21 protein-coding genes are annotated in these 21,748 nt (G+C 59.7%); 8 read left to right on the top strand and 13 right to left on the bottom strand.

Going from position 1 to position 21,748, the window contains the following annotated elements; all coding sequences use genetic code 11:
- Positions 1-15 precede the first annotated feature (15 nt).
- A complete protein-coding gene (locus tag MGMAQ_RS04725) occupies positions 16-3,237 on the bottom strand; it encodes a calcium-binding protein (protein ID WP_046020635.1) in 3,222 nt (1,073 codons plus the stop codon).
- A 431-nt stretch (positions 3,238-3,668) separates the two neighbouring features.
- Between MGMAQ_RS04725 and cobS the strand changes: the two genes are divergently transcribed.
- From cobS to MGMAQ_RS04690, 7 genes are all read left to right on the top strand, one after another.
- Positions 3,669-4,649 carry a cobaltochelatase subunit CobS gene (gene cobS, locus MGMAQ_RS04720; protein WP_252508677.1) on the top strand — a complete coding sequence of 327 codons (981 nt, stop codon included), beginning with the start codon at positions 3,669-3,671 and terminating at the stop codon, positions 4,647-4,649.
- 6 nt (positions 4,650-4,655) lie between these two features.
- Entirely contained in the window at positions 4,656-6,512 is a 1,857-nt protein-coding gene (gene cobT / locus MGMAQ_RS04715; RefSeq protein ID WP_046020634.1) for a cobaltochelatase subunit CobT, read from the top strand.
- Positions 6,513-6,543: 31 nt separating this feature from the next.
- Positions 6,544-7,104 carry a phosphonate metabolism protein/1,5-bisphosphokinase (PRPP-forming) PhnN gene (gene phnN, locus MGMAQ_RS04710; RefSeq protein WP_046020633.1) on the top strand — a complete coding sequence of 187 codons (561 nt, stop codon included), beginning with the start codon at positions 6,544-6,546 and terminating at the stop codon, positions 7,102-7,104.
- 115 nt (positions 7,105-7,219) lie between these two features.
- On the top strand, positions 7,220-8,374 hold the full coding sequence (locus MGMAQ_RS04705) for an ATP-binding protein (protein ID WP_158498779.1): 1,155 nt from the start codon (positions 7,220-7,222) through the stop codon (positions 8,372-8,374).
- A 115-nt stretch (positions 8,375-8,489) separates the two neighbouring features.
- Positions 8,490-8,954 carry a hypothetical protein gene (locus MGMAQ_RS04700; RefSeq protein ID WP_046020632.1) on the top strand — a complete coding sequence of 155 codons (465 nt, stop codon included), beginning with the start codon at positions 8,490-8,492 and terminating at the stop codon, positions 8,952-8,954.
- Complete coding sequence (gene dtd / locus MGMAQ_RS04695) at positions 8,951-9,394, top strand: D-aminoacyl-tRNA deacylase (RefSeq protein WP_046020631.1); 444 nt, start codon at positions 8,951-8,953, stop codon at positions 9,392-9,394. Before MGMAQ_RS04700 ends, dtd begins: the two co-directional genes overlap by 4 nt.
- Positions 9,395-9,537: 143 nt before the next feature.
- A complete protein-coding gene (locus MGMAQ_RS04690) occupies positions 9,538-10,287 on the top strand; it encodes a class I SAM-dependent methyltransferase (protein WP_046020630.1) in 750 nt (249 codons plus the stop codon).
- A 3-nt stretch (positions 10,288-10,290) separates the two neighbouring features.
- Here MGMAQ_RS04690 and MGMAQ_RS04685 read toward each other — a convergent pair whose 3' ends face one another.
- Both MGMAQ_RS04685 and MGMAQ_RS04680 read right to left on the bottom strand, forming a co-directional pair.
- Complete coding sequence (locus MGMAQ_RS04685; RefSeq protein WP_158498778.1) at positions 10,291-11,586, bottom strand: phenylacetate--CoA ligase family protein; 1,296 nt, start codon at positions 11,584-11,586, stop codon at positions 10,291-10,293.
- 75 nt (positions 11,587-11,661) lie between these two features.
- The gene (locus MGMAQ_RS04680; RefSeq protein ID WP_046020629.1) at positions 11,662-12,858 is read right to left on the bottom strand and encodes a hypothetical protein; all 1,197 of its coding nucleotides are present in this window, start codon (positions 12,856-12,858) and stop codon (positions 11,662-11,664) included.
- A 119-nt stretch (positions 12,859-12,977) separates the two neighbouring features.
- On the opposite strand from MGMAQ_RS04680, the gene MGMAQ_RS04675 reads away from it, so the two are divergent.
- Complete coding sequence (locus MGMAQ_RS04675; RefSeq protein ID WP_158498777.1) at positions 12,978-13,583, top strand: TetR/AcrR family transcriptional regulator; 606 nt, start codon at positions 12,978-12,980, stop codon at positions 13,581-13,583.
- A gap of 7 nt (positions 13,584-13,590) precedes the next feature.
- Here the strand turns inward: MGMAQ_RS04675 and MGMAQ_RS04670 are convergent, their stop codons facing one another.
- The 10 genes from MGMAQ_RS04670 to MGMAQ_RS19300 all read right to left on the bottom strand — a co-directional run bounded on the left by MGMAQ_RS04670 (position 13,591) and on the right by MGMAQ_RS19300 (position 21,712).
- Positions 13,591-13,896 (bottom strand): RnfH family protein, encoded by a 306-nt coding sequence (locus MGMAQ_RS04670; protein WP_252508676.1) that lies wholly within the window; start codon positions 13,894-13,896, stop codon positions 13,591-13,593.
- Positions 13,897-13,902: 6 nt separating this feature from the next.
- On the bottom strand, positions 13,903-14,592 hold the full coding sequence (locus tag MGMAQ_RS04665; RefSeq protein ID WP_046020627.1) for an electron transport complex subunit E: 690 nt from the start codon (positions 14,590-14,592) through the stop codon (positions 13,903-13,905).
- Positions 14,589-15,224: an electron transport complex subunit RsxG gene (rsxG, locus tag MGMAQ_RS04660; protein WP_046020626.1), complete on the bottom strand. Its 636-nt coding sequence runs from the start codon at positions 15,222-15,224 to the stop codon at positions 14,589-14,591. Before rsxG ends, MGMAQ_RS04665 begins: the two co-directional genes overlap by 4 nt.
- On the bottom strand, positions 15,221-16,300 hold the full coding sequence (locus MGMAQ_RS04655; protein ID WP_046020625.1) for an RnfABCDGE type electron transport complex subunit D: 1,080 nt from the start codon (positions 16,298-16,300) through the stop codon (positions 15,221-15,223). Before MGMAQ_RS04655 ends, rsxG begins: the two co-directional genes overlap by 4 nt.
- Complete coding sequence (rsxC, locus tag MGMAQ_RS04650; RefSeq protein WP_046020624.1) at positions 16,297-17,832, bottom strand: electron transport complex subunit RsxC; 1,536 nt, start codon at positions 17,830-17,832, stop codon at positions 16,297-16,299. Before rsxC ends, MGMAQ_RS04655 begins: the two co-directional genes overlap by 4 nt.
- A gap of 3 nt (positions 17,833-17,835) precedes the next feature.
- Complete coding sequence (gene rsxB / locus MGMAQ_RS04645) at positions 17,836-18,381, bottom strand: electron transport complex subunit RsxB (RefSeq protein WP_046020623.1); 546 nt, start codon at positions 18,379-18,381, stop codon at positions 17,836-17,838.
- A gap of 25 nt (positions 18,382-18,406) precedes the next feature.
- Positions 18,407-18,988: an electron transport complex subunit RsxA gene (gene rsxA, locus MGMAQ_RS04640; RefSeq protein ID WP_046020622.1), complete on the bottom strand. Its 582-nt coding sequence runs from the start codon at positions 18,986-18,988 to the stop codon at positions 18,407-18,409.
- A 187-nt stretch (positions 18,989-19,175) separates the two neighbouring features.
- The gene (locus MGMAQ_RS04635; protein WP_158498776.1) at positions 19,176-20,219 is read right to left on the bottom strand and encodes an FAD:protein FMN transferase; all 1,044 of its coding nucleotides are present in this window, start codon (positions 20,217-20,219) and stop codon (positions 19,176-19,178) included.
- Complete coding sequence (locus MGMAQ_RS04630) at positions 20,216-20,731, bottom strand: SoxR reducing system RseC family protein (RefSeq protein WP_046020621.1); 516 nt, start codon at positions 20,729-20,731, stop codon at positions 20,216-20,218. The genes MGMAQ_RS04635 and MGMAQ_RS04630 overlap by 4 nt, the downstream gene beginning before the upstream one ends.
- A gap of 21 nt (positions 20,732-20,752) precedes the next feature.
- Positions 20,753-21,712, bottom strand: a complete 960-nt coding sequence (locus MGMAQ_RS19300; protein ID WP_052716121.1) for a hypothetical protein — start codon at positions 21,710-21,712, stop codon at positions 20,753-20,755.
- Positions 21,713-21,748: the final 36 nt, after the last annotated feature.

The following is a 21,748-nucleotide window of genomic DNA, read 5'->3' as shown; positions in this document are numbered from 1 at the left end:
GGAACGCCCCAAAAATCAGGCGCCCAGGTCATCCGGTGACGTAATCACCGCGTTGTCCGGTTGGGTCACGCTATAGCTGATCATCGGGTCGGCCTCGCCTTCGACGGTTACCGTGACTTTTTCAACATTTTCGAGGGTCAGACCAATGATCTGCGGATTATCCGCCTGTGACCCCGCCGCTCCGCCATCAAAGGAATCAAGGAGTGCCATCAATTCCTGGTACCCGGCCGCATAGTCGGCTGTGCTGTTGAATTCGATGCGCACTTCGTCTGTGCCTAGACCACCGTCGAAATGATCGACCCCGGAGATCTGATCGGAGGCCCGATGCACATAGACATCATTGCCGCCGCCACCTTGAACCATATCCTCGGCGGTCGAGCCGGTAATGGTATCATGACCACCACCGCCGTCGATCAGGTCGATATTGCTCACCTCGGTGGCGCTGAAATCCATGGTGTTGTGCCGCCATGAGCCCTGGATCACGTTGGTCCCGGCTCCCCCGTCGATCGCTTCGATGGAATGAGAGGCGTCGAGATTCCAGCCAATGCCAATGGTATCGTCATCGTCGCCGCCACTGATGGTGTCCACACCCGCGCCGCCACTGAACTCATCCTGCCCTTGGTCGGTGCCGCTAACAATAAACTGGTCGTTGCCGCCTCCCCCTTGAAGGGAGTCGTTGCCCGCGCCACCAATGATGAAGTCGTCGCCATTCGTCCCGATGATAGTATCGCTGCCACCCGCGCCGTCGATGTAGGCGACCAAATCGAGGTCCGCTTGGCTGAAGTCGATCACCTCTGAACGATAAGTTCCGAAATTCATGGCCGGGTCGTAAGTCCCGTCCGCGATGGCTTCGCCGTTGACGACGTTTCCCGTACTCTGGAAAGGATTGTTGGAAATGGACTCGATGCCCGAAGGGTCGGTGATCTGGTTGTTCTCCAACACCATCGAGATACCGACAACGCTTTCCGAGACCCCGATCAAAGGTCCACCATCCAACTCATTGATGAATTCATTGTCGCGAATGGTGATGGTCCCGGCTTCTCCACCGCGGTCGGTTGAATACCAGATCATCCGGGGATTATCGCTATTGGGCGATTGGATGATTTGGTTGCCTTCGACCAGCAGATCGCCACCGGCGGTCACATCGATATTCATGCTGGCCGTGCCGTTGCCGTCATCAAGGATGGAATTGCGGACCACGGTATTGGCCGCCAGCGATTTCACATGGTGGCCAATATTTGTATCGCGGAATTCACTGTCCTCGATGATCAAACTATCAGCCGTTCCAACATAGATCCCATGGCTGAAACCGTCTCCGGCTCCGTTATTGACGAATTGGGACCCAATGATCCGAATCTCCTGGCCCGTGCCGTCGCCGGACCCCAGAATACCGTTCTGGTTGTCGGTGAATGTTGAATTCACCACCGTCAGATCATTGCCTTGATGGCGAATTCCGGCGCCGTTCAGGCTGGTATTGTTCGCGCCGGTAAATGAGATGTTTTCCACATAAAGGCTGGCCTCCCCCGCGACAACGAGCGCGCCTTTGGAAACCGTGCCGACATTGAACACCACGTCTCCGACGCCGATGATCGCCAAGTCCTGATTGACCAGCAGCGGGTGGTCGTCGTCATAGCGGCTATAATACTCGTTGCCGGAGAATTGGTATGTTCCTTCGTAAATCATCAGGGTATCGCCCGCCTCGGCCACGGCCCAGGCTTCCTGCACCGTCGCAAAGGTCTTGCCAATACCCACTTCGAGCGTGTTCCCAGACAATTGGAACGGAGGCTCCACCAAAGGGCCGCCTTCCAGGTCGGCGGTCGCAACCACTTCATCGGCGAAACCGAGAAACTCGATATCCGCTCCGAATCGATCAACAACACCGCTGCCGTGGGTCACCGTTCCAGCCACCCCATTGACGACGTAATCGGTCCGATTGCCGTCGAACACCAAGGTATCCACACCAGCGCCACCGGCAAACGCATCGCCGCCGGCGCCATCGGCGATCAACGTATCGTTGCCGTCTCCGCCAAAAATGGAGTCCGAGCCTTGTGACCCTGTGATGACGTCGTTGCCGCCACCGCCGTCGATGGCTTCCACGTTCCGCAGTTCCACGGAACTGAAATCCCAGGTGTCATGGGTCCATCCCCCCTGGACAGTATCCGTACCCGCGCCGCCATCAATCGATTCGATACTGTTTTCAGCACTAAAATCGCCCCACAGACCGATGACATCGTCATCGGCGCTGCCTTGGATTGAATCTTGTCCATTGCCACCATCGATCTCATCGAACCCGTGTCCGCTTCCCTGCACCAGGAACCGGTCGTCGCCCGCCCCGCCGACCAGGATATCGTTGCCATTCGCTCCTTGAATGGTGTCCGCGGCCTCGCTACCGAATATGGTGTCCTGCCCGTTGCCGCCATCAATTCGTTCGATGTTGCGCAGCTCGGTCCCTGTAAAATCCATCACATCATTGCGCCAGGAGCCTTGCAGCACATCTGTCCCGCCGCCGCCATCGATCACCTCGATGGAATTGGTTGCATCGAAGGTATCTCCCAGTCCGATCACATCGTCCGCCGCGCCGCCGAGGATGGTGTCGAAACCTTTACCTCCGTTGATCGAATCCCAGTTCTGATCCGCTCCGTCGTAGAGGAAGACATCATTGCCGTCCCCGCCGTCGAGAATATCGTTACCGATTCCACCACGAATCGTATCATCTCCGGCGCTTCCGGTGATGGTATCGTTTCCACTGCCACCATCAATAAGCTCGATACCGCGCAGTTCCGTGCCGCTGAAATCCATGATGTTGTTGCGCCATGATCCTTGCAGGCTGTCCGTCCCGGCTCCGCCGTCGATCACTTCGATGGAATTGGCCGCATCAAAATGCTGAGCAACCCCGATAACGTCGTCGGCCGTTCCGCCGAGAATTGTATCAAAGCCCGCGCCGCCATTGACCTGGTCGCTGCCCTGATCACGGCCTTCATTCAGAAATACGTCGTCGCCATCACCGCCACGCAGGACATCATTCCCTCGGCCGCCTCGAATGATGTCGCCCCCGTTGGAGCCAATGATCGTATCGTTGCCCGCGCCACCATCAATCAGATCAATATCAAGCAAATTCAAATTGCTAAGATCCAAATAGCCATGGCGCCATCCCCCTTGGATGACACCGTCGATCACATCCCAGTCGGCACTGGAATCGAGGATACTGGCCTGAAGATCGGAAAGAGTGGTGGTCATCGTACTGCCCCGTATATCTGAGTGCGCATATACGCACATAGAACTATTCCAGACAACAACGTTTCAGAATCTCCCATTAGTCCAGGTGCGACATGAAAATCATTACATCGTTGTCCGACCATGACATCCCAAGTGAAATGCCTTGTCTAAATGAAATAGTAGGACCGCCAGCAAGTATCTACGAATCAATTATTTACGTATTATTTTGATACGAAATTTCATAAAATGCGCTGGATCACAGAATATTATTTTTTCACGAATAAGCTCAAACATACACCCTATAATTTAAATTGAAATATTCGAGGCCAGTTCCCACTTGTGCTGTGGAAAACACCTTGGAAGCCCGCTATCCCCTTTACCCGCCCCCCGTAAAAGCGCTACCAACAGGCAGCTTGTCCCCCGCCTCGACGGATCCCGATCAGATGACAGATATGCAAAGTACATTTCCGCTCAATGCGCCCGACACCACTTGCGACGTGCGCAAGACCTTTGGTATCGACGTGGATCTGGAGGTACCGGCCTTTTCCGATGGCGAAGAGCATGTGCCGGAGCGAGACGATACCTACTTGTTCGACAAGGAAACCACCCTGGCCATCCTGGCTGGGTTCGCCCATAACCGGCGGGTCATGATCCAGGGCTATCACGGCACCGGCAAGTCGACCCATATCGAACAAGTGGCGGCGCGGCTGAACTGGCCCTGCGTGCGGGTCAATCTGGACAGCCATATCTCGCGAATCGATCTGATCGGCAAGGACGCCATCGTGTTGCAGGACGGTCAGCAGATCACCGAGTTCAAGGAAGGCATGCTGCCCTGGGCGCTGCAACACCCTGTGGCGCTGGTGTTTGATGAATACGACGCCGGACGGCCCGACGTGATGTTCGTCATCCAACGGATTTTGGAGCGCGAGGGCAAGCTGACCCTGCTTGATCAGACGAAGGTCATCCGCCCGCATCCCTGTTTCCGGCTGTTTTCAACCGCCAACACCGTGGGACTGGGCGATACCACGGGGCTGTATCACGGCACCCAACAGATCAACCAGGGCCAGATGGACCGCTGGAATATCGTCGCCACCCTGAACTACCTCCCTCATGATGCCGAGGTGAACATCATGCTGGCCAAGATGCCCGGCTATCAGACCGAGGACGGCCAACAAAAGATCAGTGCCATGGTCGAACTGGCCGACATGACCCGTTCGGGCTTCATCAACGGCGATATTTCCACCGTCATGTCGCCGCGCACAGTGCTGACCTGGGCCGAGAATGCCGAGATCTTCGGCGACATCGCCTTTGCCTTCCGGGTGACCTTTCTCAATAAATGTGACGAAATGGAACGGCCCGTGGTTGCAGAATACTACCAGCGCTGTTTCGGTGAGGAACTGCCCGAATCAGTGGCCAAGGCGACGGTACTGTAGGGTCGGATGACCGCCGAGAGCCGCCAGGACCGGGTCAAGAGGGTCACCGCCGCGTCGGTCAAGGCCTTGGCCGAGGACAAGCGGACCGAGGTCGCCTTCTCCCCCGGCAATCAGAATGTGACCGGGCTGACCGTGCGGCTGCCGACACCGACCCTGCGCGTGCCGCCGGAGGAATTGGCGAGGCTGCGCGGCGCGGCGGATGCCTCGGCGCTGCGGCTGCGCTATCACGATGACAAGATCCATGACCGTTTCAAGCCGGCAGGCAGTCAGGAAGCCGAAGCCGTCTTTGACGCCGTGGAGCAGGCCCGCGTCGAGGCCCTGGGCAGCCGCCGACTGGCTGGAGTGGCGGAAAACCTCACCTTGTTGCTGGACGAGCGCGGCCGATCCCGGGGCTATGCCAACGTGGCCGAGCGCGCCGAAGTGCCGCTGAACGATGCCTTGGGCCTGTTGGTCCGCGAGAAACTGACCGACCGCGATCTGCCCCCGGCCGTCAAACCGGCGGCGGATCTGTGGCGCGGCGAACTGACCGAGAAACTGCACGGACGGCTGGACGACCTGCCCGAGTTGATGGAAGACCAGAAAGCCTTCGCCCGGGCCCTGCGCGATATCATGGGCATGCTCGATATCGCGCCGCCGCCGGACCGGGACGTGGATGACGAGGAAGAGCGCCAGGACGACGGCGAGGACGAGGCCGAACAGCCCAGCGACGACAGCCCGGACGACGCGGGCCGCGAGGACAGCGGCGAGGACATGCCCTCCGGCGGCGACAGCCAGGAGTTCGACGGCGACGTGGATTCCATGGAAAGCGGCTCCACCGAGGGCAGCGAGGATCTGGTCCCCGGCACCGGTGACGAGACGCCCGCGGGCCCCTCGGAGCGCGACCACAATCAACAGGACCAGGACGAGCGCCGCACCGCCTATCATGCCTATACCCCGGCCTACGACGAAGTGGTGGAAGCCGCCGATCTCTGTGATCCGGACGAACTGGGGCGGCTGCGCACCCAGTTGGACATGCAGCTGGCCAATCTTCAAGGGGTGGTCACCCGGCTGGCCAACCGGCTGCAACGGCGCTTGATGGCCAAGCAGCAACGATCCTGGGACTTCGACCTGGAAGAAGGCTACCTGGACAGCGCCCGTCTGACCCGTATCGTCATCGATCCGTTTCAGCCCCTGTCCTACAAGTGGGAAAAGGATACCGATTTCAAGGATACGGTGGTCAGCCTGCTGATCGACAATTCCGGCTCCATGCGCGGGCGCCCCATCACCATCGCCGCCATCTCCGCCGATATTCTCGCTCATACCCTGGAGCGCTGCGGGGTGAAGGTGGAGATCCTCGGCTTTACCACCCGGGCCTGGAAAGGCGGCCTGGCGCGGGACAAGTGGGTGCAAGATGGCAAGCCGGCCAATCCGGGCCGTCTCAATGACCTGCGCCACATCGTCTACAAGAGCGCCGATGCCCCCTGGCGGCGGGCGCGACGCAATCTGGGCCTGATGCTGCGCGAAGGCCTGCTGAAGGAAAACATCGACGGCGAGGCCCTGTCCTGGGCCCATGACCGGCTGATCGCTCGTCAGGAACAGAGACGGATCCTGATGGTCATCTCCGACGGCGCGCCGGTGGATGACGCCACTCTGTCGGTCAATCCCGGCAATTACCTGGAACGGCACCTGCGGCAGGTGATCGAGTACATCGAGACCCGCTCGCCGGTGGAACTGCTGGCCATCGGTATTGGCCACGATGTCACCCGTTACTACCGCCGCGCCGTGACCATCGTCGATGCCGAGGAACTGGGCGGCGCCATGTTGCAAAACCTGGCCGATCTGTTCGACGAGCAGCCGGGTATTCGGAAACCACCCCTGTCATGACAGGGGCATGAGAATCTGTTAGGTCCGAGGCATGTCCCATTCTGAATCCATTCCAGGCACCCTGTTCCTGATCGTCGGCCCCAGTGGCTCGGGCAAGGACAGTCTGTTGAATGGCGCCCGGGTGGCGTTGGCGGATAAAAGCGACGTGATCTTTGTCCGCCGGGTCATTACGCGCCCCGCCAGTGCCGGTGGCGAGAACCACCGGGCCGTCGATGAGGCAACCTTCGAAAAGATGCGATCCGACAAGGCCTTTGCCCTGCATTGGGATGCTCATGACCTGCGTTATGGAGTACCCGCCGAGGTGCGTGGCGATCTGGCCCAAGGGCGCAAGGTGGTGGTCAATGCTTCCAGGGGTATCTTGGATACTGCCCGCGCCTCGTTCCCGAAAGTCCAGGTCATCTCGGTCACCGTGCCACAAGGGATTCTCGCCCAGCGGCTTCGCGCCCGGGGCCGGGAGAACGAGCAACAGATCCAACGCCGCCTCGAACGCGCCCAGGCCTTCGATCTAAAGGGAAACGATGTGGTTGCACTGGACAACGGCGGATCGCTCGACGAGGCGGTCGCGCGGTTCGTCGTGCTTCTCGGGCAATAGACCGGCTTCCTTTACGATCGAATAGTTATGTTGTAATAGTATACTTCGTCTGGATAGGGGCACAGGGTCGCCAATCTGCTTGACCTTGGGGAAGTTGAGGTACCGCATGGACGGGATGGCGGAAGTTTTCCGGTATTTGACACCGATCACCTATTGGCTGCTGGTCGGTATCTGGACGGCTATCCTGTTGTTCTACTTCCTTCACCGGCGCCAACTAAGCGAATTGAGCGGACCGCTTGCCATTTTGTTTCTGGTACTTGCGGTCGATGCCTTCCGAACCCTTTTTGAAAGCTCCTTTTTCGGCGCCTGGTACACCGCGAGGGTCGGCCTGATTCCCTCGGAGATCTACGACTTTCTGGTCCGGCCCGAAATTGTTTTCATCCCAAAGGCCATCAATCTCATCGTTGCCCTCGTCGTGGTCGGACTATTACTGCGTCGGCTGATCCCCGCGGTCATCAAGGAGCAGGAACAGCAAGCCGCCTTCATCAACCAATTGAACCGGGAGAACGCCGAGCGCCGCGAGGCGGAACGCCAGTTGGCGGAACGCACGGATGAATTGGAACGGTCCAACACCGAACTACAGCAATTCGCCTACTCGGTTTCCCACGATCTCAAGGAGCCGTTGCGGATGGTGGCGAGCTATCTGCAGCTTCTCGACCGGAAGTACAAAGACGCCCTCGATCAGGAAGCCCACGAGTACATGGATTTTGCTGTCGATGGGGCCAAGCGCATGGATCGGCTGATCGAGGATCTGTTGGACTACTCCCGGGTTGCCAGCCATGGCACCGCCTTCGAACCGGTGGACAGCGGCGAAGCCTTGCGAGAGGCGCTCGACAATCTGAGGTCTCCGATCAAGGAATTCGGGGCAGAGGTGGTCACCCCTGATAATCTACCCTGCGTCATGGGCGACCGCTCTCAGGTCATGCGCCTGTTCCAAAACCTGATCGGCAATGCGATCAAGTACCGGCACCCGGACCAGCCGCCCCGCATCGAGATCACCGGGCATATGGAGAACGGGTTTGCGAGATTTTCCGTCCAGGACAACGGCATCGGAATCGATCCGTCGCAAAGGGAAGCGGTTTTCGATGTTTTCCGCCGACTGCACGACCGGGAATCGGCTGTTGCGGGCAGCGGAATCGGCCTCGCCATTTGCCGAAAAATCCTTGACCGCCACGGAGGACGCATCTGGGTCGACAGCGCCCCGGGGGAAGGTTGCCGATTCCAGTTCACCCTGCCCATCGACACGGATTGCGCGGGCAAACCATCGTAGTAGGCGCGGGCGCCAGCCTTTGACGGCACGCCCATTCGCGGTATCGTTCCCCTTCCATCTCGCCATTCTGATGCCTATATGGCAAGAAACAACAGACTGTGGAAACGACGCAATCATGGAATCCTGCGAGCGCTGTCCGGGCGCTGACAAGTGTGCTTCGGAAAACATCCAACCCTTGTTGGAGCATGCCTATCGGCTGCACCAAAAGGGCCTGGATAAGATGGAAATTCTGCTGGCCGTGGACGACGAACTGGAACAGCTCATAGAGCGCTATACGGCCGATATCAGCCCCAGATGCTGGAACAAGGCCGCCGTGTTCGCCATGGCCAAGGTGCTGGCCGATGCGGACAATGCCACCGAGGCAGAGGGACCGGGTTTGATCACCCTCTACCGCACCAAATTGTCTCACGCCATCGCCGCCTTCGAGCCCTTTCCCTGGAACGTCACGGATTTGGACCGCAAAAGCGCCGAACTCTATGACCGCCTGAAATCCATGAGCAATCATCATCACTTTAGCAAGCGCATCACCCAGCGGGCCTTCCGCAAGCTCTGCGCCGACCTGGCCTTTGGGCGACCATGAAGGCGGTCGTGCAACGGGTCACCGAGGCCTCGGTGACCGTCGACGGCGAGACCACAGGGCGCATCGGACGGGGTCTGTTGGTGCTGGTCTGCGCCATGCCCGACGACACCCCCGAAGATGTGGCCTTCCTGGCGGGAAAGATCGCCAAACTGCGCATTTTCCAAGACGACGACGGCAAAATGAACCATTCGGTTCAAAATATCCGCGGCGCGGTTCTCGCGGTCAGCCAGTTCACCCTGGCGGCCCAATGGCGCAAGGGCAACCGGCCCGGATTTTCCGCCGCCGCTCCCCCTGCCAAGGGCGAAGCCTTCTATGATCTATTCGTGGAGGAGCTTCGCAAGCTCGATTTCGTGGTGGAAACCGGACGTTTCGGCGCCGACATGCAGGTCAGCCTGATCAATGACGGGCCGGTGACTTTGTGGCTGGATACAGCGGATTAAAGTCTTTCGCTTTTCATAAATGGTCCGCCGGATCACAGCCAAACAGCCATCGCTTTGGAATTGGGCACCCCAATGCTGGAAATTCAGGTATCATGAAGGAAGGTCCGTGAGCATCACCAGAACAAGAAAGCGGGGAGGCCCTCATGACCGACGAGACAATTCTCAAGAGCCGCCGGCGCAGTGCCGGGACCTATCACCAGGCCATGACTCTGTGTCCCGACGCCCGGCGCTTCGAGTTGCAATACCCGGTCGCTTTGGCGGCCCCCAAGGAGGGTGAGGTCCTGGTCGATTTCCCCAGCGCCGGGGCCTACATCGCGCCCTACCTGCATGCGCTGGCGCCGACAGCGATCTACCATGCCGTCGAACATACGCCCGAGTACGAGGCGGCGGGACTCGATGTGACAGCCGGTACCTGGCAGAAACTCAATTTCGCCGACGGCAGCGTGGATATGGTGCTTTGCCTGGCCGCGCTCCATCACGTCTATCCCGGGCGGCCGTTGTTTTATAAGGAATGCAATCGGATGTTCCGAAGTGGCGGGCGGTTAATCATTGGCGATGTGGCGGAAGGAACCAACGCCGACCATTTCCTATCGGAATTCGTTGACCGACACAGCCCCGAAGGCCATGTGGCGCGTTTTTTCCGGGAAGATTTGGATGTGGCGGAAATCGAAAGCGCGGGCCTCAGGGTGACCCATTGGGAAATCAGGGATTTCCGTTGGGTCTATCCGGACCGGCAAACGGGCATCGATTTCTGTCGCGGTCTGTTCCGACTCGGCGAAGCCACGGATGAAACGATCTGGACCGGACTGAACGACTACCTGGGACTGCACGAAACAGATGCGGGCTGGGAAATGGGATGGCAGTTGGCCTTTATCCGGGCAGACAAGGTGTGAGCCTCACAGCTCGGATCGGAAATCCTCGTACTTGCCATTGGCGGCGCGCGGAATCTCGTCGAGGTAGGTGATTGGCAGCTTGAAGGCATAGCCGAGAAGATCGCGCAGGCAGGCCCGGACTTTCTCTTCCGTTGCCTCAGCCAGGGGTTCTGGTACGACCAGTCGCACCTCGATTTCGTCCATTTTTTGCTGGACCAGTTGGAACTGCCGAATTGGGGCGATATCGGTCAATACCTTGGACGGAATGCTGGGCCAAAGCCTATCGCCGGACGGCAGTTGAACCATGTTGCGGGTTCGCCCGATGACCCGCCTGAGCACCGGCAGCCCGCGCCCGCAAGAGCAGGCTTCCCCCAAGACCCCGTAATCACCGATATCATAGCGAATGAGCGGCAGGGCGAAGTTATGCAAATCGGTCAGCACCAAACGCCCGACCTGCCCCGGCGGACAGGGCACGTCATCGTCGTCGAGCACTTCCAACAAGATGTTTTCCGACTGCACATGATAGGAATCATGATCGGGACATTGCAGGGCAATCATGCCCAGTTCCTGGCTGCTATAGGCATCGGCCAAGGGGGTGTCCCAGACCCGGCGGCACAGATCCCGCGTTTCCGGCTCCAACACTTCGCCCATGGTGGCAACGGCCAGAAGACCGGGAACACGCGCCCCTCTTTCCTCGCTATGGCGCAGCAAGGCCGTGAGATTGGATGGATAGGTCAGCAGATAGCCGGGTTGCTCCTTGATCAACCAATCAAGCTGTTCTGGAACCGGGTTCATCACATTGAACGACAGCGGCGGACCCGAAGGATAGCCCGGCACCCAAGAGGCCGTAGGGGGTACCTGCTTGGCGGTTTTGCCCCGGGTAATACGGGCTGATTTCTTTTCGAAATCCCGGCCATGCCATACGTGATAGCGCAAATTGAGAGCCGCGAAGACCGTCCGGGTCACCAAAGTAGTCAGTACCGAGATGGGGCGCCCGGTGGATCCGGACGTGCGAACTTCCAGCGTTTTTCCATGCCCCACCGGCAGCTTCTTGGCCACAAGCGCGGCCCGGTGTTCTTGGATATCCGAGCGCTTCAAGATAGGGATGCGCCGCCAATGCTCCATGTTCATCGTTCCCCGCTTGATCCCCTTCAATACCGCGAGCCGGTCCCGGTAAAAGGGCACGACCTGGGCGGCATGGGCGAGAAGGACTTCGGCTTGGCTCAGTTGTTTTGCCAGAACCTGCTCAGGGGACAGCCATTGGCTTTCGGATAACTGCTGGTGTAAGGCCAGGACCAAGGCATCGGTCGCACTGGGCATCGCGGGCCAAGTGATGCCGCTGATTGCCGACTTGGGCGCAGGACCCGGCGCTGGCTTGTTGGATTCTTGCACGGCTTAGACCTCGGCTTGCCCGGATGGTTGGCGATTGAAAGACCACAATGCCCAAGCCGCTCCGATGGCGATGATACCTGCGATCATGAATGATTCCGGCGAGGATTCAAGCCGCTCGAAATACTGCGTATAAAAGTGGATCGACCCAAAGGTCACCGCGATGTTGAACACGCCCCGTTTGGCGCTCATCGCCCCCCAGATTCCCACCGCGAGGATGCCAATGGCCCAGACCACGGTAAAGGCATCGGCGGGAATGGTGATTGCCGAAGCCTCGAAGACATCGACAGCCGCCTGCCAGTATTCACTTTTATCCGTGCCCAACTCCATGCCCTCCGTCACGAATTCCCAGCGCGGCCCCCACAAATGATATCCGACCACATCACCCCACAAGGACCCGATCCAAAAGGCCACGTTCGCCCAGATCAACGATAGATTGGCGATCAATCGGGCGTGATCCGCGATCTGCTCGGGATATCGCTTGGCGGCCAGATATCCCATGGCAGCGAACAGACCCATTTGAATGATGGTCAGTGTGGATTCATAGATGGCGACCCCATAGCTGGCGTGGGAATAGAATGTTCGCGAGGATAGGGCCATGGCCAGAGGCACCAAGGCGATGGCGGTTACAAACCGGACATTGAGCATCATGCCGCAAACAAGGGCCACCAGCCCAGCATAATGCAGCGCCAGCCACCCCAGACCCAACTGGCTTTCGGTGGTCAAGATACCAAGCACATGAACCAAGGCACCGAGCAGGATGAGCCATCCGCCTAAACCCGATAGAGCTCGGGGCGCGAACCGTCGCATGGCCACCCCGGCCAGGATTGCGGGCAAGCCGATGGCCAGCCCTGCGACAATCCGGCTATCGACGCCTTCGAAATTGATGAACGTCAGGGCACCAACAGCCAGCGCCGCACCGATAAAGCCGGTCGCATTGGCCACCAGCCGAAACATCGGCCCGGCGGTGAGCAACAGAAACGCCGCGGACAGAGTCAGAAAGCCCCCCAGCATGGTGAGCGCCCATCGGTCCGGGATGAAAGCGATGGTGCCGCCAATAACCATCAAGACACCGGCGAACAAGGCCAGATTGATGGCATGGGCGATCATTGCTTCGCGCGCCTTTTGCTTCAGGTGGTCGGCGCCAGCCATCGAAAGCGTGCCATCGGCCGTCGCGCGATCAAGATCCACTAACCATTGCATGAGCTATCCCCTTGGATTCGATTTATTGATCGGTGTTCAATTAAATTACCTTGATAATGAACGTTGGTCAATATATTTTGAACATCGTTCATTTTCGCATTTTCAAAGGCAGGGAAATCATGGCTCGCCGATCCGATCACAGCCCCGAAGAGCTCCGCGACCTGATCGTGTCCACGGCCCGCAGGTTAGCTTTGAAGGAAGGCCTGCGTGGCATCACCTCGCGCGGCATTGCCAAGAGCATGGGCTATTCGGCAGGCACGCTGTACAACCATTTCAAGGATTTAGATGACATCATCATGCATTTGAACTCGGACACCCTTGATGGTCTTTATCAGGCCTTGGCCGATTGCGATCGGCAAGGACCGCCGGAAACCGTCGTGATCGGTCTGGCCCGTCGGTATATCGATTTCATCGTCGTCAATGCCGCCCTGTGGAGCATCGTCATCGAGCATCGGCCACCGGATCAGACGTTGAGACCTGCTTTCCTTGAAGAAAAGGTGGCGCGCCTTTTGGGTCTCGTCGAGCAGGGTCTGGCGCCCCTGTTCAGCCCCGCCCAGCGTATGGAGCAGCAGCGGGCCGCGCGCGTTCTATGGACCGGGGTTTATGGCGTCTGTGCGCTGGGCATTGGCGGCAAGCTTGATCCGTCGGACACCATGACCGGATTGGCCGAGGACTTCATCACCCATTATATTGCCGGTCTCAAAGCCGAGGCCTTGACGAACTGACCGTGGCTCAGGAGTCTTCCTCGGTGGCGGTCTCCCGCGCCACCTTCTTGCGTTTGGCCTGTTTGGGGTCGGCGGTGATGGGGCGATAGATCTCCACTCGGGTCTCGTCTTCCAGCACCGTATCCAGCTTGGCGATCTTGCCGAAGGTGCCGACTTTTTGGGTGTTCAGGTCAATTTCCGGAAATTCTTCAAGAATGCCCGAGGCCCGGATGGCCTGATCAACCGTGCTGCCCTCGGGCAGGGTCAGCTCAAGCCACGACTGCCGTTGCGGCGTCGCATAGGTCACCCCTACCCGGATCGTCTTGTCGGTCATGTATATTCAGCCTTCCGCCGTGGCGCCGTTCGCTGCCTCTTTCGCCTGCGCCCGGCGGGCCAATCGCCCGTCGATCAACCGTTTTCCAGCCATCAGGAAGCCCAGAACAATAAACGCACCCGGCGGCAGAACGAATAATAGAACGCCTTTGTAATCGGGGATGATGGTGATTTCCAGACCCTCGAAGGCCGGGCCGAGGAGCAAGGCGGCATTGGCAAACAAAGTACCGCTTCCCAGCACCTCTCGCACCGCCCCGAGAACCACCAGCGCGGCGGTGAATCCCAGCCCCATCATCAGACCGTCGAACATGGCCCGTCCGGCGTTTTCCCGAGAGGCATAGGCCTCGGCCCGCCCCAGGATGGCACAATTGGTGACAATCAACGGGATGAACAGTCCCAGCACCTTGTACAGTTCATGCACCCAGGCATTCATGGCCATATCCACCAAGGTGACGATGCTGGCGATGATCAGCACGAAGGCGGGAATGCGGATGTCATGGGCGATGGCGCCGCGCAGCAGTGACACACTGAGTCCCGACAGCACCAGCACCGCCGTGCTGGCCAATCCCATGCCCAGGCCATTGGTGGCCGTGCCGGTGACCGCCAGCAGCGGACAGAGCGCCAACATCTGGGCAAAGACCACGTTGTTGTTCCAAAGCCCGTCGCGGGCCAGAGCACCATAGGCCTGTCGACTCATGATCCGGCCTCCTTCAACAAGGCGCCGCGATGAACCTCGAACCAACGCAATCCGCCGCGCACCGCCGCCACCACCGCCCGGGGCGTAACCGTGGCGCCGCTGAACTGATCAAAGCGCCCGCCATCTTTTTTGACTCTCCAGTCACTTTCTTGCGGATCGGAAATGGTGAGGCCGTTAAAAGAGCGAATCCAGGAGTCCTTGGCGATCTCGATCTTGTCGCCCAGACCGGGCGTTTCCTTGTGATTCAGCACCCGCACGCCGAGGATGCGCCCGTCTCGGTCCACCCCCATGATGAGGTGAATGATCCCGGCATAGCCCGGCTGCGATCGCTCATAGGCCAAGGCCGTGACCGCGCCATTCCTGGTACCGCGATAGACAGTCACGACCCCATCGTCGGAAGCCAATGTCAGGGTAGAGGCCAACAGATCGTTATCATGCAGGTCAGGCGGCAACACCTGCTCCAGCGACGCTTTTAGGTCTTCCGCCTGACGCAGGGCGATGGCCTCGCGGGTACCCAGGTTACCCCCGGCCAACAGAGCCGCCGCGCCCATGGCGAACAGGCCCAGCATGCCGCCCTGGAAAGGCAGGCTGCCCTTGAGCTTTTCCCAGGTGCCGGGCCCCGAATTGCTCATCGCCGCCCTCCCATTTCCAAGGGTTTGCCGCGCCGGGTGGTGCCGAAAATCCTGGGCCGCACCCAGCGATCGATCAGCGGTGTGGCGGCATTCATCACCAACACGGCAAAGGCGACCCCTTCGGGATATCCCGCCCAGGTGCGAATAACGAAAACCAACAGCCCGCACCCGGCGCCGAAGATCAACTGCCCTCGGTGGGTAACCGGCGAGGTGACCATGTCGGTGGCGATGAAAAAGGCGCCCAGCATGGTGCCGCCCGCCAACAGATGAAAGGCCGGGCCCGCATATTGGGTCGGGTCGATCAGATGGAACAGCCCGGCCATCCCCCCCACGGTAGCCAGCATGGCCAGCGGGATGTGCCAGGAAATCACCCCCTTGGCCAACAGCAACAGGCCGCCAAGAAAGATCAACAATGCCGAGGTCTCGCCCAGGCTGCCGGGTACCGGCCCCAACCCCAACGACCACCAATTGACGGTGCCGAAGACAATCTCATTGAGCGCCAGCCCGCGCCCCAATTCCGTCTTCACATGACCCAAGGCCGAAGCCGCGCTCACCGCATCCATGTCCAGGCCATTGCCGAAAGTGATTGCCAGTCCCTCCATGAACAGCGGCGCCTGGGCGGTGCCGAAGGGATGCGGGCCGACGAAAAAGGTCATCTCCAGCGGAAACGAAATGAGAAGGGCGACCCGAGCGACCATGGCCGGATTGAAAGGATTTTGGCCGACACCGCCAAAGATCTGCTTGCCCAGGCCGATCGCGGTGATCCCGCCCAGCACACCAATCCACCAAGGGGCCCAGGGCGGCAGGGTCATGGCCAGCAGCCAGCCGGTGAGCAATGCCGATCCATCGGTCAAAAACGGAATGATGGGCCGCCGGGCCAGGGCCAGACAGGCAATTTCGCACAGGATGGCCGAGGCGATGGTGATGACGAACAGATTGATGGCGGGCCAACCGAACTGATAGAGGCCGTAGACCGTGGCGGGCAACAGTGCCACCACCACCAGCATCATGATGCGCGGAATGCTGCGCCCGTGATGGGCATAAGGCGCGGCGGCCAGATCGGTCTGAGCAGTCATGGGGCGGCGGTCTCCACCGCAACAGGTTCGCCGGCGGGAGAAGTCGGATTCGCAGTCTCCTCGGCTTCCTTGGCCTTGCGCGCGGCCTCGGCTTTCTTGGCCGCTTCGGCTTTGCGGGCCGCCATCTTGGCTTTTTTGGCCGCCAGTTCCCGTTCCAGACGGGCATTTCGCCGCGCCGCCAGATCCTTGGATCCCTCGATGCGTTTTTCCTCGGTGGCCAAAACCTTGGCCTTGCCCTTGGCGTGATTGAAGTATTGCACCAACGGGATGTGTGACGGACAGACATAAGAACATGAGCCACAGGACATGCACTCGGCCAACCCATGGCGCAGAGCCGCTGGGATATCATCGCGCTTGATTTCCGCCGCCAAATCCAAGGGCACCAGACCGCAGGGGCAGATATCCACGCAGTCGCCACAACGGATACAGGGCATGGTGGTTTTCTGCCGGGCTTCCTTGCGGGTCAGGGCGAGAATGGCATTCATACCCTTGACCGCCGGAACATCCAACGAGGTCAAAGGCTGGCCCATCATCGGCCCGCCAGAGAGCAGTTGCTCGGGCTTATCCTTCAACCCGCCGCAGTCTTTCAGAATATGGTTCACCGAAACGCCCAAGGGTACCCGCAGATTGGCCGGAGCCTGTATGGCCCCGCCGCTGACGGTGACGATGCGATTGATCAACGGGCGTCCGTGGCGTACGGCTTCCGACACGGCAAAGGCGGTGGCGGAATTGTGGACGACGTAGCCGACGACGGCGGTCAACTGCCCCGAGGGTGTTTCCACGCCGGTCAAGGCCTGCACCAGATGCTTTTCCGACCCCATGGGATAGCGTACCGGCAGTCCGGCCACCCGGATTTCTGAGAACGGGGTCGCCGCCACCCGCATGGCCGCCAGGGCCGCGGGCTTATTGGTCTCGATACCGATCAGGATACTCTTGGCGCCCAAGGCATGGGCCATGATCCGCGCCCCATCGATGACCTCGGCGGCATACTCGCGCATCAGCCGGTCATCACAGGTCAGATAGGGCTCGCATTCGGCCCCGTTGAGGACCAGGGTATGCGGATCATATTGTTCACGCAGATTAAGCTTGATGGCCGAGGGAAACACCCCGCCGCCCAGCCCGACGATGCCGCTTTGGGCCACCCGCTCGGCAATCTCTTCCGGCGTACAGGCAAAGGGGTCGGCCATGGGCGCGGGCAGATCCCCCCACTGGTCCTTGCCATCGGGCTTGAGGGTCACCGTATGGACCGGCAATCCGGAAGGATGCGGGGCCGGGAACATGCCAATGCCGACGATCTCGCCCGATGTGGGAGCATGCACGGCGGCGGAAACCACCCCGTCGCCTGCCGCCAGCAACTGGCCCTTGAGCACCAAGTCGCCTGCCTCCACCAGCGGGGCCGCCGGGGTACCCACATGCTGTTGCAAGGGCACCTGCAAAAGATCGGGCAGGGGCAGATCGCGGATCGGTTTTTCCGACGACATGGACTTGCGTCCTTCGGGATTCACGCCGCCGCGAATGGAAAAAAGTTTCATGGATCAGGCCGCCATGTCCGTCAGGTCCGGCTTGGGTTTGGGCCAGTACCATGTGTTGACCGTCGGCGCCACCGGGTTCATGTCGATGCAGTCGGTGGGGCAGACCTCGGCGCATTTGTCACAGCCATCGCAAATCGCCGAGATAACCGTATACATCTGCTTCGGCGCACCAACCAGGGCATCCACGTGACAGACCTGGAAGCAGCGGGCACAGCCGATGCATTCGTCCTCGTTGACATAGGCGATGGTCAGTTCCTTTTCCGCCATGTCGGAAAGATTGATATCCACCCCCAGTTTATCGGCCAGATCCGAGGCCAGAGCACGACCGCCGGGCGGGCACAGGGTGACCTCGGCCTCGCCCACCGCCAAGGCCTCTGCCGCCGGGGCGCAGCCGGGAAAGCCACACTGCCCGCATTGGGTGCCGGGCATCATTTCCTCGATTTCCTCGGCCAGGGGGTTGCCCTCTGTCTTGAGATAGCGCGCGGCCAATCCCAATAAGGTCCCCAGGACGATGCCCAACACGGTCAAACTGGCAATAGCCTCGATCATATACGTTTTCTCTTCCCTCGCGCCGTTATTGAACGACTAGTCCTGAAAAACCCATGAAGGCCAGGGACAACAGTCCCGCCACGACAAAACCGATAGGTGCCCCGGCAAAGGCAGCGGGCACATCGGCCAGAGCCAATCGCTCGCGCAGCCCGGCAAACATCACCATCACTAGGGTAAAGCCCGCCGCGGACCCAAAGCCATAGAGCATGCTTTCCACGAAGGTATGCTGCTCTTGCAGGTTCAGCAGGGCCACGCCCAGCACCGCGCAATTGGTGGTAATCAGCGGCAAAAAGATCCCCAAGACCTGATACAGCGCCGGAGACAGCTTGCGCACCGCCATTTCGGTAAACTGCACCACGGCGGCAATGACCAGAATGAAGGTCAAAATACGCAAAAAACCGATATCCAGTGGCCCCAGGACATAGTGTTCCAAAAGCCAGCTGGCCGTGGCCGACAGGGTAAGCACGAAAGTGGTGGCAAAACCCATGCCCAGCGCCGTGTCCACCTTGTTGGACACGCCCATGAAGGGGCACAAGCCCAGGAACTTCACCAGCACCACATTGTTGACCAGCGCCGTGCCCAATAGGAGCAACAGTACGTCTTGCATGCTTTCGTCACCTGTGCCGCCGCCATCGCGGAGGCCTCCGGAGGATCATCGGTCTGTTACATAGCAATCGCAACCCCCTCTGACCAGCGTCGAAAATCCGCTTTTTTACTGGGGGTTTGGCGGCATTCGCTGCCCGTAGGCAATGCCAGCGGCGGCAATATAATAACTTTGGTCGCAAAAGGCAAATTCAGGGCTGACCCGAAACCACCATTCGTTTGGCCTCTCCGGGCTCGAACGTGACCCGCTTGATCATCGCCGGCGTGGCGTAAACCGTGCCGTTGTCATCCACCAACAGCACATGATCCAACCCCATGGCCTCGGCCACTTTTTCCCAGCCCGGCGGCCCGGCGACCGACAAAGCCGTCGCTGCCGCATCGGCCAGGCCGCCGTCCCTATGCAGCACCGAGGCCGAGACAATATGGGTCACCGGCATGCCCGTGCGCGGATCAATGATATGGGCATAGCGGATCCCCTCGTGCTCGCGGAACCGTTCGTAGTTGCCGGATGTATAGAGAACCTCTCCGTCGGCCAGATCCACCGACGCAATGACCCCCCAATCCACTGGATGACGGATGCCCACTTTCCAAGCCCGGTCGCCGGGTCGCCCGATCACGTTGAGATCCCCGCCCGCGTTGACAATGGCATTGGTAATTCCCCGGCTTTTGAGAATTCTCACCGCCTCGTCCAGCGCCACGCCTTTGGCAAAGGCACCAAAATCAAGTTTCACCAATGGGTTCCGGCTTGCTACTTGGGTACCATCCAGGATCAGGTCATCCATGGTTGGGTTGGCCGCCACCCGTTCCTTGATGCGGTCGAAATCAGGCAGGCTGCCCTTGGGCAGGTCATCTTGATGAAATCCCCACAGCCCCACCAAGTGCCCGATGGCCGGATTGAACAGGCCGCCGCTTAATTGGGACAGTTCCCGGCTGCGTTCGATCAAGGCAATGATGGAAGGCAGGGTCTCCACCGTCTCCCCTCGGGCGATGGCGCTGTTGAGCTCCGTCAAGGCGCCTGGCTTCCAGGCGTGCCAATCCTCATGCATTTTCCGGAACGTTTGGTTCAATTCTCCGACGACCGCCGCGGCCTTTTCCGGCGCCACGTCGTAGAGGCTGATTTCCACCAATGTTCCAAAGACGTAGAGGGTTTCCTTATGGATACCTGGCGTCTTCTCGCAACCCGTCAGGCCGAGCAGCAGCAACAGCAGCAGCAACGGAATTCGTAAACTCGTCAAGGAGCCGGATCCAACTGGCAGCTCTCGCCGATCCGCGCCAAGTCCTTCACCCGGCGCAGATAGACCGGATGCAGGCTTTCCAGGGCACCGGGGCGCCGTCCGATGATCTGAGCGAGACCGAACCCGGCGGTCAACCCCACCCCGGCAGCGGCCACGGTGCCCCATTCCGGCAGCCCGGCCCCGCTGGCGGCCACGGCGGCGATGATCATCCCCAACACCGGCACCATATAAGCGACCAAGGAGGCCCGTAGCAATGCCGACTGGGTCACGCCGACCACCACCCTCTCGCCCGGCGTGGCATCGAAGCTGTTGTCGAGGCGGAATTTGACCTCCTTCAGGCCGATGAACTTGGACAGCGCCGACACACCGCAAGACTTGGAGGAAGAGCAACCGCCACAGGCCGACTTGGTCTCGGCGCGCAGCCACACGGCCTCAGCAGAGACCGCCAGCACCACCGCGGTCCCTTCCACCAGGGGTGTCGCGGACTCCAATGGATAAGGAACGTCGGTCATAGAAGCCTCAAGCAGTCGGGCTCAGGTGTGATAGGGGTCGTCGAGCCAGTTTTCCAGGATCCGCAGATCCCTCTTGCTGGCCTCGCCATAGCCCGGTTCACCCGCCAACAGGGTTTCATAAATGGCGTTGACCGTTCCGTAGGGCAGGAAATTTTGGGTCACCATCATATAGTACCAGGTCATGGCATAGCCCGATTTTTCATTGATTTGCTGGACCGTGGCCTGCAATTCCGACCCGGGTTCCACCTGCGATCCACGGAGGCCGTAGATCAGCGGCTCCAGCGGGGTCAGAACCTTGACCTCGGTGATGTGATCACCATTTTCCGATAGATAGGGCCGCTCCTTGAGCACCCAATGGTTACAAAAGCACGAGTTCTTGGCGGCACTGGACATGCCCCATTCCTCAATGAACCGCCGGAAGCCGGGATCGCCGGTGTAATCGTTGGTCAGATCCCAGATCCGGTGCAGCATATTGATCAGCCGAGAGGGCTGATAACGGGGCGCCCCGTAGGGATGCGGTTCAAAATGAGGCGCATCCATGGGATCAATGACTTCTTCCAGGCTGTCGGGCAGAAAATCATCTTGGAACAACGGTCGTTCGATGACCTCTTCCACTTCATCGATCTCGATCTGATAGAAATCCATGGGTTTTGTGCCGACCGGGATGGCGAAATAGTGAGTGCGCCCGATCAGTGCCGTGGCCTGATAGCCCGAGCTGTGGTGTTTTTCGATCAGACGCTCAATGTTGTCTTCGGATTCTTTCTCCACCCAGTCCATCAGATCGTCGGAGATCCGCACGCCGTCCTTGTCCACCACGCCGCCGACCCGGTACCAATCTTCTTCGCTGAGCATATGATGGGCTTTGAGATCGCCTTCCAGACGCTCATTGATACGCTGCAACAGCCGCTCGGGCTCCGGCTCCACATCTGTCGTGGCGCAAACATCGTTCAGCGTTTCCTCGGATAGTTCTAGCATATACATGGATGGGGCTCTCGTTGGGCTGGTCTATTCAATTCG

It is taken from the genome of Magnetospira sp. QH-2 (assembly GCF_000968135.1).
Classification (GTDB): Bacteria; Pseudomonadota; Alphaproteobacteria; order Rhodospirillales; family Magnetospiraceae; genus Magnetospira.
This window is presented reverse-complemented; position numbering and strand designations above follow the sequence as displayed.

What these genes read in the sequence shown, in the direction of transcription:
- MGMAQ_RS04725 (WP_046020635.1), bottom strand. Translation starts at nt 3,237, where the DNA reads ATGACCACCACTCTTTCCGATCTTCAGGCCAGTATCCTCGATTCCAGT.
- cobS (WP_252508677.1), top strand. Translation starts at nt 3,669, where the DNA reads ATGCAAAGTACATTTCCGCTCAATGCGCCCGACACCACTTGCGACGTG.
- cobT (WP_046020634.1), top strand. Translation starts at nt 4,656, where the DNA reads ATGACCGCCGAGAGCCGCCAGGACCGGGTCAAGAGGGTCACCGCCGCG.
- phnN (WP_046020633.1), top strand. Translation starts at nt 6,544, where the DNA reads ATGTCCCATTCTGAATCCATTCCAGGCACCCTGTTCCTGATCGTCGGC.
- MGMAQ_RS04705 (WP_158498779.1), top strand. Translation starts at nt 7,220, where the DNA reads ATGGCGGAAGTTTTCCGGTATTTGACACCGATCACCTATTGGCTGCTG.
- MGMAQ_RS04700 (WP_046020632.1), top strand. Translation starts at nt 8,490, where the DNA reads ATGGAATCCTGCGAGCGCTGTCCGGGCGCTGACAAGTGTGCTTCGGAA.
- dtd (WP_046020631.1), top strand. Translation starts at nt 8,951, where the DNA reads ATGAAGGCGGTCGTGCAACGGGTCACCGAGGCCTCGGTGACCGTCGAC.
- MGMAQ_RS04690 (WP_046020630.1), top strand. Translation starts at nt 9,538, where the DNA reads ATGACCGACGAGACAATTCTCAAGAGCCGCCGGCGCAGTGCCGGGACC.
- MGMAQ_RS04685 (WP_158498778.1), bottom strand. Translation starts at nt 11,586, where the DNA reads ATGCCCAGTGCGACCGATGCCTTGGTCCTGGCCTTACACCAGCAGTTA.
- MGMAQ_RS04680 (WP_046020629.1), bottom strand. Translation starts at nt 12,858, where the DNA reads ATGCAATGGTTAGTGGATCTTGATCGCGCGACGGCCGATGGCACGCTT.
- MGMAQ_RS04675 (WP_158498777.1), top strand. Translation starts at nt 12,978, where the DNA reads ATGGCTCGCCGATCCGATCACAGCCCCGAAGAGCTCCGCGACCTGATC.
- MGMAQ_RS04670 (WP_252508676.1), bottom strand. Translation starts at nt 13,896, where the DNA reads ATGACCGACAAGACGATCCGGGTAGGGGTGACCTATGCGACGCCGCAA.
- MGMAQ_RS04665 (WP_046020627.1), bottom strand. Translation starts at nt 14,592, where the DNA reads ATGAGTCGACAGGCCTATGGTGCTCTGGCCCGCGACGGGCTTTGGAAC.
- rsxG (WP_046020626.1), bottom strand. Translation starts at nt 15,224, where the DNA reads ATGAGCAATTCGGGGCCCGGCACCTGGGAAAAGCTCAAGGGCAGCCTG.
- MGMAQ_RS04655 (WP_046020625.1), bottom strand. Translation starts at nt 16,300, where the DNA reads ATGACTGCTCAGACCGATCTGGCCGCCGCGCCTTATGCCCATCACGGG.
- rsxC (WP_046020624.1), bottom strand. Translation starts at nt 17,832, where the DNA reads ATGAAACTTTTTTCCATTCGCGGCGGCGTGAATCCCGAAGGACGCAAG.
- rsxB (WP_046020623.1), bottom strand. Translation starts at nt 18,381, where the DNA reads ATGATCGAGGCTATTGCCAGTTTGACCGTGTTGGGCATCGTCCTGGGG.
- rsxA (WP_046020622.1), bottom strand. Translation starts at nt 18,988, where the DNA reads ATGCAAGACGTACTGTTGCTCCTATTGGGCACGGCGCTGGTCAACAAT.
- MGMAQ_RS04630 (WP_046020621.1), bottom strand. Translation starts at nt 20,731, where the DNA reads ATGACCGACGTTCCTTATCCATTGGAGTCCGCGACACCCCTGGTGGAA.
- MGMAQ_RS19300 (WP_052716121.1), bottom strand. Translation starts at nt 21,712, where the DNA reads ATGTATATGCTAGAACTATCCGAGGAAACGCTGAACGATGTTTGCGCC.